Here is a 14118-nt window from a genome sequence, read left to right on the forward strand (position 1 = left end):
GAGTGAACACGCCATGCGCATCGGAGAGTTGAGCCGCCGAACCGGGGTTCCGGTACCGACGATCAAGTACTACGTCCGGGAGGGCCTGCTCCCGCCGGGCGAGCTGAGCAGTCCCAACCAGGCCAGCTACGACGACGGGCACGAGCGGCGGCTGCGGCTGATCCGTGCCCTGCTGGAGGTCGGCGGCCTGTCGGTGGCGGCCATCGGGGACGTCCTCGTGGCCATCGACGACAAGGAGCGGCCTGTGCACAAGGTGCTCGGCGCCGCGGCCCAGCGGCTCGTGCCGGAGTACGGCGACGGCGGGGGTCCCGACGACGCCGAGGCGGTGCTGGCCCGGGAGCGGGTGACACGGCTGATCGAGGCGCGCGGCTGGCACGTCCGGCCCGGCAACAAGGCGGCCGACGCGCTCGTGTCCGCGCTCGCCTCACTCGACCGGGTGGGCCACGGTTCCTTCGCCGAACTGCTCGACGACTACGCCGACGCGGCCGAGCGGGTGGCCCGGGCGGACCTGGAGTACACGGCCCGCCGGGCGGACCGCGAGGGCCTCGTCGAGGCGGTGGTCGTGGGCACGGTCGTGGGCGACGCGGTGTTCGCGGCCCTGCGCAGGATGGCCCAGGTGGACGCCTCCTCCCGCCTCTTCGCCGACGAGCGGCAGGAGCGGGAGGAGGTGGGCGCGGTCCACCCGGGCCGGGGGTCTGCGTGACGCGGTCACGCCTGGCGGCGGACCTCCACCACACGGAAGCGGTTCGCGACGAAGGCGCCGTCGCACAGGGCCGCGTTGGCCGCCGGGTTGCCACCGGAACCGTGGAAGTCCGAGAAGGCGGCCGTCTGGTTGACGAACACCCCGCCGGTCAGGTTCAGGGAGAGCTGCGCGGACTCCTCCAGGCAGACCTCCTCGACGGCCCGCTCGGTGTCGGGGGACGTGGTGTACGCGCCCACCGTCATGGCGCCCTTCTCCCGCACCGTGCGGCGCAGCAGGTCGAGGGCGTCGGCGGTGGTGTCCACGGCCACCGCGAAGGAGACCGGGCCGAAGCACTCCGAGAGGTACGGCGCCTCCGGGTCGGCCTTGGCCGCGTCCAGCTTGACCATGACGGGGGTGCGGACCACCGCGTCGGGGAACTCGGGGTTCACGACCTCACGGGAGGCCAGCGCGACCTCGCCCAGGGCGGCCGCGGCCTCCAGCCGGGTCCTGACGTCCGGGTTGACCAGCGCACCGAGCAGCGCGTTCGCCCGGGCGTCGTCGCCCAGCAGGCCGCCGACCGAGGCGGCGAGGTCGGCGACGACCTCGTCGTAGGTCTTGTGGCCGGCGTCCGTCGCGATGCCGTCGCGCGGGATCAGCAGGTTCTGCGGGGTGGTGCACATCTGGCCGCTGTACAGGGACAGCGAGAACGCCAGGTTGGACAGCATCCCCTTGTAGTTGTCGGTGGAGTCCAGGACGACGGTGTTGACGCCGGCCTTCTCCGTGTAGACCTGCGCCTGGCGGGCGTTGGCCTCCAGCCAGTCCCCGAACTCCGTGGACCCGGTGTAGTCGATCAGCTTGATCTCGGGGCGGACCGCTAGGGTCTTGGCGATGCCCTCGCCCGGGCGCTCGACCGCGAGGGCCACCAGGTTCGGGTCGAAGCCCGCCTCGGCGAGGACCTCGCGCGCGACCTTGACGGTCAGCGCGAGCGGCAGCACGGCCCGCGGGTGCGGCTTGACCAGCACCGCGTTGCCGGTGGCCAGGGAGGCGAACAGGCCCGGGTAGCCGTTCCAGGTCGGGAAGGTGTTGCAGCCGATCATGAGGGCGATGCCGCGCGGGACGGCGGTGAAGGTCTTGCCGAGCTCCAGCGGGTCCTTCTTGCCCTGCGGCTTCGACCAGTCGGCCTGGCCCGGAACCCGGGTCTGCTCCTCGTACGCGTACGCCACGGCCTCCAGGCCGCGGTCCTGCGCGTGCGGGCCGCCGGCCTGGAACGCCATCATGAAGGCCTGGCCGCTGGTGTGCATGACCGCGTGCGCGAACTCGTGGGTCCGGGCGGAGATGCGGGCCAGGATCTCGATACAGACCAGGGCGCGCGCCTCGGGTCCGGCGTCGCGCCAGGCGCCCATGCCGGCCTTCATCGCGGGCAGCAGCACGTCCGGGTCCACATGCGGGTACTCGACGCCCAGCTCCGGGCCGTACGGGGACACCTCGGCGCCCGTCCAGCCGTCGGTGCCGGGCTGGCCGAGGTCCAGCCGCGTACCGCGGAGGGCTTCGAAGGCGGCGAGTCCGTCGGCGGGCGCGGTCTCGCCGTACGCCTTGGGATGTTCGGGGTGCGGGGACCAGTAGGCACGGCTGCGGATGGCCGACAGGGCCTGGTCCAGGGTGGGCCGGTGCTTGGCGGACAACTGGGGGACGGTGAGCTCGGCGGCCATCAGGGACCAACTCCTCGTTGAGCCGGGCGAAGAAGAGCAGACTGGAGTTAGAGTAACCGAACGATCGGTCGGGACAAGAGGGCCCGGCGGACCTGTGGACAAGTGTGTGCGGGAGGATCAGGGCATGACAGCAATCGAGCGGTCCCGCACTGTGGCGGTCGTCGGCGCCGGCACCATGGGACAGGGCATCGCCCAGGTCGCCCTTCTCGCAGGTCACCGCGTGCTGATCTACGACATCGATGCGGACCTCGCCGCCGACGGTGTCGGCATGGTCCAGGACCGGGTCGACCGGATGGCCGCCAAGGGCCGGCTGGACCGTGCCGGGGCCGAGGAGGCGATCGGCCGGATCGCTTCGGCAGGCGACCTCGCGGACCTCGCCGGGGCCGCCCTCGTCATCGAGGCGGTGGTCGAGAACGTCACCGTGAAGCAGACGCTCTTCGCCGCCCTCGAAGAGGTGGTCGCGCCGGACGCGCTGCTGGCCACCAACACCTCCTCCCTCTCCGTGACCGAGCTCGCCGCCGGGCTCGCGCACCCCGGCCGCTTCCTCGGCCTGCACTTCTTCAACCCGGCCCCGCTGCTGCCGCTCGTCGAGGTGGTCAGCGGCTTCGCCACCGACCAGGCCGCCGCCGAGCTCGCGTACCGCACCGTGCTGGCCTGGGGGAAGACACCGGTCCGCTGCGCCGACACCCCCGGGTTCATCGTCAACCGGATCGCCCGCCCGTTCTACGCCGAGGCCTTCGCGGTGTACGAGGAGCAGGGCGCCGACCCGGCCACCATCGACGCCGTGCTCCGCGAGAGCGGCGGCTTCAAGATGGGCCCCTTCCAGCTGACCGACCTGATCGGCCAGGACGTCAACGAGGCCGTGACCCGCTCGGTGTGGGAGTCCTTCTACCGCAGCCCGAAGTTCACCCCCTCCCTCGCCCAGCGCCGCCTCGTCCAGTCGGGCCGCCTCGGCCGCAAGACCGGGCACGGCTGGTACCCGTACGGTCCGGACGCCGAGCTTCCGCTCCCGCACACCGCCGCGCCCGAGCAGGCCCCGGCGAAGGTCACCGTCGTCGGCGACCTCGGTCCCGCCGCCGCGCTGGTGGACCTGCTGCAAGAGGCCGGGATCGCGGTCGCGGCCACCGAGCAGGGCGGCCCGTACATCCAGCTGCCCGGCGAGGGCCAGCTGGTCCTCGCGGACGGCAAGACCTCGGTGGAGTTCGCGGACGTCGTCTACTTCGACCTCGCGCTGGACTACCGCGGCGCCACCCGGATCGCGCTCTCCGCCAGCGAGGACACCAGCGAGCGCACCCTCGCCGAGGCGATCGGCCTCTTCCAGAAGCTGGGCAAGCAGGTCTCCGTGATCGGGGACGTCCCCGGCATGATCGTCGCGCGGACCGTCGCGATGCTGATCGACCTGACGGCCGACGCGGTCGCCCGGGGCGCCGCCTCCGCCGAGGACATCGACACGGCGATGCGGCTGGGCGTCAACTATCCGCTGGGACCGTCCGAATGGCACGGCCGGCTCGGCCAGGACTGGGCCTACGACCTGCTGCACCACCTCGACGAACGCGTCCCGGGCGGCCGCTACGCGCCCTCGCTCGCCCTGTTCAAACTGGGCTACGAGGCCGACGGCGACGAGGGCGACGAAGGCGACCGGGACGACACGGGGGAGAACGAATGACGACGGCCAAGCGGGACACCTACACCCCCGAGACCCTGCTTTCGGTCGCCGTCCAGGTCTTCAACGAGCGCGGCTACGACGGCACCTCGATGGAGCACCTCTCCAAGGCCGCCGGCATCTCGAAGTCCTCGATCTACCACCACGTCGCGGGCAAGGAGGAACTGCTGCAGCGGGCCGTCAGCCGCGCCCTCGACGGGCTCTTCGGGATCCTGGAGGAGCCCGGCGCCGTACGCGGCCGCGCGGTCGAGCGCGTCGAGTACGTCACGCGCCGCACCGTCGAGGTGCTGGTCGGCGAGCTGCCGTACGTGACGCTGCTGCTGCGCGTACGCGGCAACACCCGCACCGAGCGCTGGGCGCTGGAGCGCCGCCGCGAGTTCGACCACCAGGTCGCGGACCTGCTGGGGGCCGCCGCCGCCGAGGGCGACCTGCGGGCCGACGTGGACATACGCCTGGCCACCCGGCTGCTCTTCGGCATGGTCAACTCCCTCGTCGAGTGGTACCGCCCGCACTCGGGCACGGGCACCGACCAGCTCGCGGACGCGGTCGTCCACATGGCCTTCGACGGCCTGCGCACCACCCCCCACCCGCCGAATTCCTGAGGCGCGCCGCACCCCGGGCGGCCGGGGTGCGAGCATGCCGCATGAGCACCTTCCTCCCCACCCTCACCGAGCGCCGCTCCCCCTGGGTCACCTTCACCCGCGCCGACGACCCCTGGGTGGCGCGGGCGGAGGCCGACCTGCTCGCGCGGGACGGGCTGGTGCTGCGGATCGCCGGCGGCGAACTGGACACGGAGGCCTGCGTCTACCGGACCTTCGCCCGTGAGCTGGGCTTCATCGGCTACTTCGGCCACAACTGGGACGCGATGGTCGACTGCCTCGGCGACTGGCACGGCCCCGGGCACGGCAAGCAGGACGTCGCCGTGATCATCGACGCCGCCGACGGTCTGCTCGGCGCGGACTTCCTCGGAGTCTTCGTCTCCACCCTGGCCCGGGGCGCCTGGCGGGCCAACTTCATGGTCGACGCGGACGGGGACCCGGACGAATGGACCGACCCCTTCGCCCTGCACTTCGTCCTCCTGCTGGACCGCACCGAGCCCGCCGCCTTCGCCGAAGAGGTCGTGTCCTGGGACGCGGACCTGCGCGAGGCGGTCGTCGACGGGCGGCTGCTCATCACCCTGACGGACGTCGACTGGCCGGGCGGGGACCCCGTGTGGCCGCCGGCCGCCGGGCCCCTCGCGCCCGCGGCCCGCAGGCCAGCGTAGCGCTTTCGGCCCCGCGCGGTCCTACTCCTCCGAGATCGTCGGACCTGTGCCCGGCGCCGGGCCGGTGTCCAGGAGATCCGTTTCCTCGAAGACCAGCAGGGTGCGCGTCGACAGGACCTCCGGGATCGCCTGGAGCCGGGTCAGGACCAGCTCGCGCAGGGTCCGGTTGTCCGGGGTGTGCACCAGCAGCAGGACGTCGAAATCGCCGCTGACCAGGGCGATGTGCGCCGCGCCGGGGAGTTCGCGCAGCTGCTCGCGGACCGTGCGCCAGGAGTTCTGGACGATCTTCAGGGTGATGTAGGCGGACGCGCCCTGGCCGGCGCGTTCGTGGTTGACGCGGGCCGTGAACCCGCGGATCACCCCGTCGTCGATGAGCCGGTTGATCCGGGCGTAGGCGTTCGCCCGCGAGACGTGCACCTGCTCCGCCACCGACCGTATCGACGCGCGGCCGTCCGCCTGGAGCAGCCGCATGATCGACCGGTCGATCGGATCCAGGGGGCGGGGTGTGACGGGCGGGCCCGCAGTGGCTCCCGGGACGCCTCCCGGCGCGGCCGGTCCGGGACCCGTTCCGGCCATTTGTTCATCCGGCATTGCCCGATGCCTCCCTCTCCTGGACGTCCTGCATCCATCCCAGGGCCCCGGCGCCCGTTTGTCCACAGCCTGGAGCCGCCTGTAGCCAAATTGCGCGGACAACCGAACAATCGGTAGGTGAGGGGCCTCACACCCGGGGCACCCCCTGCCCGCTTCCCACGAGGAGGTGTACGCCGCCATGACGGTCCAAGAGCTGCCCGGTGCCGGTGCGTCCCACCGTTCCCCCCAGCCGCCCGCCTGGAGCCCCCGCACGGATGCCGCTCCGCTGCTTCCGGACCCCGAGCCCTACCGGGTGCTGGGCACCGAGGCGGCGGACCGCCTCGACCCGGAGCTGATGCGCCGCTGCTACGCCGAGCTGGTGCGCGGCCGGCGCTACAACGCCCAGGCCACGGCGCTCACCAAGCAGGGGCGGCTCGCCGTCTACCCCTCCACCGTCGGCCAGGAGGCCTGCGAGATCGCGGCCGCACTGGTCCTGGAGGACCAGGACTGGCTGTTCCCGAGCTACCGGGACACCCTGGCGGCCGTCGCGCGCGGACTGGACCCCGTACAGGCCCTGACCCTGCTGCGCGGCGACTGGCACACCGGGTACGACCCCCGCGAGCACCGCATAGCCCCCCTCTCGACCCCGCTCGCCACCCAGCTGCCGCACGCGGTGGGCCTGGCGCACGCGGCCCGGCTGCGCGGCGACGACGTCGTCGCGCTCGCCATGGTCGGCGACGGCGGCACCAGCGAGGGCGACTTCCACGAGGCGCTGAACTTCGCGGCCGTCTGGCAGGCCCCGGTGGTCTTCCTCGTGCAGAACAACGGCTTCGCGATCTCCGTCCCCCTCGCCAAGCAGACCGCCGCCCCGACCCTCGCCCACAAGGCCGTCGGGTACGGGATGCCCGGCCGGCTGGTCGACGGCAACGACATCGCCGCCATGCACGAGGTGCTCTCCGAGGCGGTCCGGCGGGCCCGGGCCGGTGGTGGCCCGACCCTGATCGAGGCCGTCACGTACCGGATGGAAGCCCACACGAACGCCGACGACGCGACCCGTTACCGCGGCGACGCCGAGGTCGAGGCCTGGAAGGCGCACGACCCGGTCGAGCTGCTGGAGCGTGAGCTCACCGCCCGCGGGATCATCGACGAAGCGGCGATCCAGGCGGTGCGCGACGACGCCGAGGCGATGGCCGCGGCGCTCCGCGAGGGGATGAACGCGGACCCGGTGGTGGACCCGATGGACCTGTTCGCGCACGTGTACGCGGAGCAGACGGACCGGCTGCGGGAGCAGGCGGCCATGCTGCGCGAAGAGCTGGAAGCCGAGGACCAGGCGTGACGACGGTGGCGGCGAAGTCCGCGAAGTCGGGGGCCAAGCCCGCGACGATGGCGCAGGCCCTGACCCGGGCGATGCGCGACGCGATGGCCGAGGACCCGACGGTCCACGTGATGGGCGAGGACGTCGGGACGCTGGGCGGGGTCTTCCGGATCACGGACGGGCTCGCGAAGGAGTTCGGCGAGGAGCGCTGCACGGACACCCCCCTCGCGGAGGCGGGCATCCTGGGCGCGGCGGTCGGCATGGCCATGTACGGGCTGCGGCCGGTGGTGGAGATGCAGTTCGACGCCTTCGCCTACCCGGCGTTCGAGCAGCTCATCTCGCACGTGGCCAAGATGCGCAACCGCACCCGCGGCGCGATGCCGCTGCCGATCACCATTCGCGTGCCCTACGGCGGCGGGATCGGCGGTGTGGAGCACCACTGCGACTCCTCCGAGGCGTACTACGTGGCCACGCCCGGCCTGCACGTCGTGACCCCGGCGACGGTCGAGGACGCGTACGGGCTGCTCCGCGCGTCCATCGCGAGCGACGACCCGGTGGTCTTCCTGGAGCCGAAGCGCCTCTACTGGTCGAAGGCCGACTGGCGGCCCGAGGCGCCGGCGGCCGTGCCGGGCATCGGCAAGGCGCTGGTCCGGCGGACGGGCACGAGCGCGACCCTGATCACCTACGGGCCCTCCCTGCCGGTGTGCCTGGAGGCGGCCGAGGCGGCGCGCGAGGAGGGCTGGGACCTGGAGGTCGTGGACCTGCGGTCGCTGGTCCCCTTCGACGAGGACACGGTCGTGGAGTCCGTACGCCGCACCGGTCGCGCGGTGGTGGTCCACGAGGCCGGCGGCTTCGGCGGACCGGGCGCGGAGATCGCCGCCCGCGTCACCGAGCGGTGCTTCCACCACCTGGAGGCGCCGGTGCTGCGGGTGACGGGCTTCGACATCCCCTACCCGCCGCCGATGCTGGAGAAGCACCACCTGCCGGGTGTGGACCGGATCCTGGACACCGTGGCCCGCCTGCAGTGGGAGAACTGATGCCGCAGGTAATGGAATTCAAGCTTCCCGATCTCGGGGAGGGCCTGACCGAGGCCGAGATCGTCCGCTGGCTGGTCGCGGTGGGCGATGTCGTCGCCATCGACCAGCCGGTGGTCGAGGTCGAGACGGCCAAGGCGATGGTCGAGGTTCCGTGCCCCTACGGCGGTGTGGTCACCGCCCGTTTCGGGGAGGAGGGCACGGAACTGCCCGTCGGAGCACCGCTGATCACCGTGGCGGTGGGGGCGGCGTCGCTCCCGGAGGCCCCGGCCGCGCAGGCGGCCGAGGCCGAGGGCTCCGGCAACGTGCCCCGGCCCCTGATCGGCTACGGCGAGGACCACTCGCGCCCGGCGCGTCGGCGACGGGTGCGACCCGTCACCGCCGCGGTCTCGGCGCCCGCCGCGGCTCCGGCCCCGGCGGCTCCCGCGGTCCCGGTGGCTCCCGCCGGACCGGTTCCCGTGATCTCGCCGCTGGTGCGCAAGCTGGCCAAGGACGGCGGGGTCGACCTGCGCGCACTGCAGGGGTCGGGGCCCGAGGGGCTGATCCTGCGGGCCGACGTCGAGGCGGCGCTGGCCGTGCTGCGGGCGCCCGAGCCGGCCCCGGCCGCCGCGCCGGCGCCGGCGTCGTCGACGGCGCCGGCACAGGGCGAGCGGATCCCGCTCAGGGGAGTGCGCGGGGCGGTCGCCGAGAAACTGTCGCGCAGCCGCCGGGAGATCCCGGACGCCACCTGCTGGGTCGACGCGGACGCCACCGAGCTGATGGCCGCCCGCGCCGCGATGAACGCGGTCGGCGGACCCAAGATCTCGGTGCTCGCGCTGCTGGCCCGGATCTGCACGGCCGCCCTCGCCCGGTACCCGGAGCTCAACTCCACCGTGGACCTCGCGGCCAAGGAGATCGTCCGGCTCCCGTCGGTGCACCTGGGCTTCGCCGCGCAGACCGAGCGGGGCCTGGTCGTCCCGGTGGTCCGGGACGCGCAGCACCGCAACCCGGAGTCCCTGTCGGCGGAGTTCGCCCGGCTGACCGAGCTGGCCCGGGCCGGGAAACTGGCCCCGGCCGATCTCACCGGCGGCACCTTCACCCTGAACAACTACGGGGTGTTCGGCGTCGACGGCTCGACACCGATCATCAACCACCCCGAAGCGGCGATGCTGGGCGTCGGCCGGATCATCGACAAGCCCTGGGTCCACGAGGGCCAGCTGGCGGTCCGCAAGGTCGTCCAGCTGTCGCTGACCTTCGACCACCGGGTCTGCGACGGGGGCACGGCGGGCGGCTTCCTCCGCTACGTCGCGGACTGCGTCGAGTCCCCGGCGGTCCTGCTGCGCAGCCTGTAGCAGTGCGGCGCGGGGCGGGTGCGGTGCCGTTGCCCGGGCTCCGCCCCGGACCCCGCGCCTCAAACGCCGGCGGGCTGGATTTCAGCCCGTCCGGCGTTGGAGGACCGGGGGTTCGGGGGCGCGGAGCCCCCGCAGCGGCGCCGCCCCCGGCCCTCAGACCGTGAGCAGGATCTTGCCCACGTGGGCGCTGGACTCCAGCACGCGGTGGGCCTCGGCCGCATCCCGCATGGGGAAGGCCGCGTGGACCACCGGGCGGATCCGTCCCGCGGCCACCAGCGGCCACACGTGCTCGCGTACGGCGGCGACGATGGCCGCCTTCTCCTCCAGCGGGCGGGCGCGCAGCGAGGTGGCGGTGACCGCCGCCCGCTTGGCCAGCAGCGTACCGAGGTTCAGTTCGGCCTTGACCCCGCCCTGGAGCCCGATCACCGCGAGCCGCCCGTTCACGGCCAGGGCGTCCACGTTCCGGGCGAGGTACTTCGCGCCCATGATGTCCAGGATCACGTCCGCCCCGGCCCCGCCCGTGGCCTCGCGCAGCTCGGCCACGAAGTCCTGCTCGCGGTAGTCGATCAGGATGTCCGCACCCAGCTCCTTGCAGCGCGCCAGCTTCTCCGGGCCGCCCGCCGTCACGGCGACCGTCGCGCCCACCGCCTTCGCCAGCTGGATGGCCATGGTCCCGATCCCGCTGGAACCGCCGTGCACCAGCAGGGTCTCGCCGGGCCGCAGCCCCGCCACCATGAACACGTTCGACCACACGGTGGTGACGACCTCGGGCAGTGCGGCCGCCGTCACCAGGTCCACACCCGCCGGGACCGGCAGCAACTGGCCCGCCGGCACGGCCACCCGCTCGGCGTAACCGCCACCCGCCAGCAGGGCGCACACCTCGTCGTCCACGGACCAGCCGGACACCCCCGGCCCGATGGCGGCGATCCGCCCGGAGCACTCCAGCCCGGGATGGCGCGAAGCGCCGGGCGGCGGATCGTAGAACCCCTGCCGCTGGAGTACGTCGGCGCGGTTCACGGCGCTCGCCGCGACCTCGACGAGGACCTCGCCCTCGCCCGGCACCGGATCGGGTACGTCGGCCCAGACCAGGGCCTCGGGGCCGCCGGGCTGCTCGATGGTGATCGCATGCATGGCCCGGAGGCTACGCCACGGCCCGGCCGGGCCGCCTCTTGCGGATCGGGCCGGCCGGAAAGGATCGAAGGAGACGGTCTAGTCGGCGGGCCCGAACCTCACCTGCGGCGAGGCCGGCGGCGTCGCGCGCACGATGGTGATGAGACGGTCCGTCAGCTGGATCGGGCTCGCGTGCGGATCGTCGTACGGGAGCAGTCGGTGGCCGCGCAGCACGCTCACGACCAGGTCCTCGGTGTCCCGTACCGACTTGCCGACCTCGGCCTTGCGGGCGGGGCGTTCGAGGAGGTCGAGGCCGCTGCCCTGCTGGATGAGGTCCTCCATCACGGTGCCCGCGCTCGGGCTGAGCACCGAGAGGCCCAGCAGCCGGCCGGCCGCGCTCGCGCTCGTGATGACCGCGTCCGCGCCGGACTGGCGCAGCAGCGGGGCGTTCTCCTCCTCGCGCACCGCCGCGACGATCTTCGCCCCGCGGTTGAGCTGCCGGGCGGTCAGGGTGACCAGGACCGCCGTGTCGTCCCGCTGGGTGGCGATGACGATCTGCCGGGCCTTCTGGAGCTCGGCGCGGAGCAGGACGTCGGAGCGGGTGGCGTCGCCGACCACACCCGTGAAGCCCTCCGCGTTGGCCGTGTCGATCACCTTGGCGCTGGGGTCGACGATGACGACCTGTTCCTTGGAGAGGCCGGTGGCCAGCAGCGTCTGGAGGGCCGAGCGGCCCTTCGTGCCGAAGCCGATGACGACCGTGTGCTCACGCAAGTTCTTCCTCCAGCTCTTGAGCCGCCACTCTTCCCTCGTCCGTTCCGTCAGGACTTCCAGGGTGGTACCGACCAGGATGATCAGGAACAGCACCCGCAGCGGGGTGATCAGCAGGATGTTGATCAGCCGTGCGCTGTCGCTGTACGGCACGATGTCGCCGTAGCCCGTCGTGGACAGCGTCACCGTGGCGTAGTAGAAGCAGTCGAGGAGATCGACCGTCTCGTTGGCGTTGTCGTGGTAGCCACCACGGTCCAGCCACACGATGAAGACCGTCAGGAAGAGCACGAACAAGGCCATCAGCAGGCGCTTCGTGACCTGCCTCAGCGGGTTCTCCACGACGCGCTTGGGCAGCTTGATGCGCCGGGAGACGAGCTTCTCGTCGGCGCCGCGGGCCATGGAGTCCTGGCCGTGCAGTTTCACGTGAAACATCCTCCGGAAGCCCAGGGCAGATCGAGAATCTCCAGTTCCTGACCGGACCGCGCGCCCTTGGGCGGTACGACGGCCAGCGCGTCGGCGGCGGCCACACCGCGCAGCATGGCAGGTCCGTGGTACCGCAGCGGCACCGCGTGCTCTTCGCTGAGCAGGACCGGGACCAGCCGGGTGTCGTACGGGTGGCCGGGCACGTCGCCCTGCACCGGGGCCGTGTAGCGGGGGCGCCCACGGCGGCCGGCGAGGGCGCGCAGCAGCGGCTCGGCGAGGGTCAGCAGCCCGGAGACGGCGGCCAGCGGGTTGCCGGGCAGCCCGACCACATGGCGCACCGTGTCCTCGTCGGCCCCGGACCCGGTGCGGGCCAGCAGCATGGGGTGCCCGGGGCGCACCGCCACGCCGTCGACCAGCAGTTCGGCGCCGGCCTCGCGCAGGACCGGGTGGACGTGGTCGACGGGTCCGGAGGCGGTGCCGCCCGTGGTCACGAGCACATCGGCGGTGCTCGTGGTGACGGCTTCCAGCAGGGCCGCGGCCCCCGCCGGGTCGTCGCCGAGCCGCCGGGTTCCGACGACCTCGGCGCCGAGGCGTTCCATCCAGGGCCCGAGCATCGGGCTGAGGGCGTCGCGGACCAGCCCCTCGTGCGGGCGTCCCGCGGAGAGCAGCTCGTCGCCGAGCACCAGGATCTCCACGCGGGGGCGCGGCCGGGTGGTCAGCTCGTCGTACCCGGCTGCCGCGGCGAGGCCCAGCACGGCCGGGGTGACCAGGGAGCCGGCGGGCAGCAGCAGGTCGCCGGAGCGGCATTCCTGGCCGCGCGGGCGGATGTCCTGGCCGGTGAGGACGGGCCGGTCGGCGAAGATCTGGGTGCCGGCCTCGCGGCAGTGCTCGGTGCGGATGACGGCGGTGGCGTCACCGGGGATCCGGGCACCGGTGGCGATCCGCACGGCCTCGCCGTCCGTGAGGGGCTCCGGCCGCTCGGAGCCGGCCAGGACGCCGCCGCCCGCGCGCACGCTCCAGGGGCCGGGGCCCGCGACCGCCCAGCCGTCCATGGCGGAGGTGTCGAAGGACGGCAGGTCGGTCAGCGCGTCCAGGGGGGTGGCCAGGACCTCGCCGAGGGCGTCGGAGAGGGGCACGCTGCGGGTGCGGGGCCGCACCCTGCTCCCGGCGTGGGCGGCCGTGTCCCGGGCCCGCTGCCAGCCGGACGCGCGGTGGCCGCCCGCGCCGCGGCTCGCGCCGCCGGTCCCGGCGCCCTCGGGGGCGCGGCTGACCAGGGCCAGGGCCTCGTCGAGGGCCTGCTCGGCGGAGTTCGTGGGGGTCATCCGGAGCCGTTCTGTTCGGCGGAGTCGGCCGCTGCCTCGTCGGCCCACCGCAGCGCCAGGTCGGCCGCCTTGCGGGAGGCCTCGGCGACGGCCTGGGCGGGGTCGGCGCCGGTGGCGGCGGCGTGGGCGGCCGCGTAGCCGACGAGGAAGGTGGTCAGCGGGGCGGCGGGCCGGGCGACGCCGTGGGCGGCGTCCCGGGCGAGGTCGAGCAGGGTCTTGGTGTCGACGGGGAGGTCGATGCCCAGTTCGCTCTTGACGGCGGTGATCCATTGGTCCAGCACGGTTCCATGCTCCCTGATCCGGGCGCGGGCGGCGGCGAGATCGTCCCAGGTGTCGCAGTCGAAGGAGGCGAGTGGCCGGGACGTGACGCGGGCGAGGTCCAGTTCGGCGGTGAGCGCGCGGAGCGGGAGCCCGGTGAGGGTGCCGTGCTCGGCGGCGAGCAGGGCGATCTCACGGCGCAGCGGTTCGGCCCGGTACGCGGCGACCAGCGGCTGGTCCCGGCCGTCGCCGTCGAGCAGCATCGCCCCGTCCGCACCCGCGGTCCCCGGCGCGGGTGCGGACGGGGCCTCCAGCAGGGCCCGTACGGTCTCCCGGTCGAGGAAGGGCAGGTCGGCGGAGAGTACGAGGACCAGCTCGGCGGTGGTCCGGCGCAGTCCGGCGTCCAGGGCGGCCACGGGGCCGCCGCCGGCCGGGTCCTCGCGGGTCCACTGGACCGGGCGCGAGGTGGCGCGGCGGCCACCGACCACGACGGTGGTCCGGGCGTCCGGGCAGGCGTCGAGGACGCGGTCGAGGAGTGCGCGGCCGCCGACGCTCAGCGCGGGCTTGTCCGCCCCGCCGAGTCGCCGCGCGGCGCCGCCGGCCAGCACGATCGCGTCGTAGCTCATGCCCATGAGTATGCGGGGGCCATGTTCCCGGCCGGGAGCCGGA

At 73.6% G+C, this 14118-nt stretch carries 13 protein-coding genes; 7 read left to right on the plus strand and 6 right to left on the minus strand.

The features are described from left to right. Window positions 1-28: 28 nt before the first annotated feature. Entirely contained in the window at window positions 29-703 is a 675-nt protein-coding gene (locus tag DEJ51_RS16885; protein ID WP_411757326.1) for a MerR family transcriptional regulator, read from the plus strand. 5 nt (window positions 704-708) lie between these two features. Here the strand turns inward: DEJ51_RS16885 and paaN are convergent, their stop codons facing one another. Then, window positions 709-2391, minus strand: coding sequence for a phenylacetic acid degradation protein PaaN (paaN, locus tag DEJ51_RS16890; protein WP_150258308.1), 1683 nt, complete (start codon window positions 2389-2391; stop codon window positions 709-711). Between the two features lie 124 nt (window positions 2392-2515). Between paaN and DEJ51_RS16895 the strand changes: the two genes are divergently transcribed. The 3 genes from DEJ51_RS16895 to DEJ51_RS16905 are packed head-to-tail and all read left to right on the plus strand — an operon-like array spanning window position 2516 to window position 5318. Further along, the gene (locus DEJ51_RS16895) at window positions 2516-4057 is read left to right on the plus strand and encodes a 3-hydroxyacyl-CoA dehydrogenase (RefSeq protein ID WP_150258309.1); all 1542 of its coding nucleotides are present in this window, start codon (window positions 2516-2518) and stop codon (window positions 4055-4057) included. Continuing rightward, window positions 4054-4656, plus strand: a complete 603-nt coding sequence (locus DEJ51_RS16900; protein WP_150258310.1) for a TetR/AcrR family transcriptional regulator — start codon at window positions 4054-4056, stop codon at window positions 4654-4656. Before DEJ51_RS16895 ends, DEJ51_RS16900 begins: the two co-directional genes overlap by 4 nt. 41 nt (window positions 4657-4697) lie before the next feature. Continuing rightward, a complete protein-coding gene (locus tag DEJ51_RS16905) occupies window positions 4698-5318 on the plus strand; it encodes a barstar family protein (RefSeq protein ID WP_150258311.1) in 621 nt (206 codons plus the stop codon). A 21-nt stretch (window positions 5319-5339) separates the two neighbouring features. Here DEJ51_RS16905 and DEJ51_RS16910 read toward each other — a convergent pair whose 3' ends face one another. Then, window positions 5340-5909, minus strand: coding sequence for an Lrp/AsnC family transcriptional regulator (locus DEJ51_RS16910; RefSeq protein WP_223835843.1), 570 nt, complete (start codon window positions 5907-5909; stop codon window positions 5340-5342). Window positions 5910-6087: 178 nt separating this feature from the next. On the opposite strand from DEJ51_RS16910, the gene pdhA reads away from it, so the two are divergent. The 3 genes from pdhA to DEJ51_RS16925 are packed head-to-tail and all read left to right on the plus strand — an operon-like array spanning window position 6088 to window position 9568. Further along, a complete protein-coding gene (pdhA, locus tag DEJ51_RS16915) occupies window positions 6088-7224 on the plus strand; it encodes a pyruvate dehydrogenase (acetyl-transferring) E1 component subunit alpha (protein WP_150258312.1) in 1137 nt (378 codons plus the stop codon). Window positions 7225-7271: 47 nt separating this feature from the next. Then, window positions 7272-8240 (plus strand): alpha-ketoacid dehydrogenase subunit beta, encoded by a 969-nt coding sequence (locus tag DEJ51_RS16920; protein ID WP_189738634.1) that lies wholly within the window; start codon window positions 7272-7274, stop codon window positions 8238-8240. Next, window positions 8240-9568 (plus strand): dihydrolipoamide acetyltransferase family protein, encoded by a 1329-nt coding sequence (locus DEJ51_RS16925; RefSeq protein WP_150258313.1) that lies wholly within the window; start codon window positions 8240-8242, stop codon window positions 9566-9568. Before DEJ51_RS16920 ends, DEJ51_RS16925 begins: the two co-directional genes overlap by 1 nt. A gap of 153 nt (window positions 9569-9721) precedes the next feature. Here DEJ51_RS16925 and DEJ51_RS16930 read toward each other — a convergent pair whose 3' ends face one another. The 4 genes from DEJ51_RS16930 to DEJ51_RS16945 form a co-directional block, all read right to left on the minus strand. After that, a complete protein-coding gene (locus DEJ51_RS16930) occupies window positions 9722-10699 on the minus strand; it encodes an NAD(P)H-quinone oxidoreductase (RefSeq protein ID WP_150258314.1) in 978 nt (325 codons plus the stop codon). 78 nt (window positions 10700-10777) lie between these two features. Continuing rightward, window positions 10778-11878, minus strand: a complete 1101-nt coding sequence (locus DEJ51_RS16935; protein WP_150258315.1) for a potassium channel family protein — start codon at window positions 11876-11878, stop codon at window positions 10778-10780. Continuing rightward, complete coding sequence (locus DEJ51_RS16940) at window positions 11866-13191, minus strand: molybdopterin molybdotransferase MoeA (protein WP_150258316.1); 1326 nt, start codon at window positions 13189-13191, stop codon at window positions 11866-11868. Before DEJ51_RS16940 ends, DEJ51_RS16935 begins: the two co-directional genes overlap by 13 nt. Continuing rightward, a complete protein-coding gene (locus DEJ51_RS16945) occupies window positions 13188-14075 on the minus strand; it encodes an NTP transferase domain-containing protein (protein ID WP_150258317.1) in 888 nt (295 codons plus the stop codon). The genes DEJ51_RS16940 and DEJ51_RS16945 overlap by 4 nt, the downstream gene beginning before the upstream one ends. Window positions 14076-14118 lie beyond the last annotated feature (43 nt).

The organism is Streptomyces venezuelae (assembly GCF_008642275.1).
Lineage (GTDB): Bacteria > Actinomycetota > Actinomycetes > Streptomycetales > Streptomycetaceae > Streptomyces > Streptomyces venezuelae_E.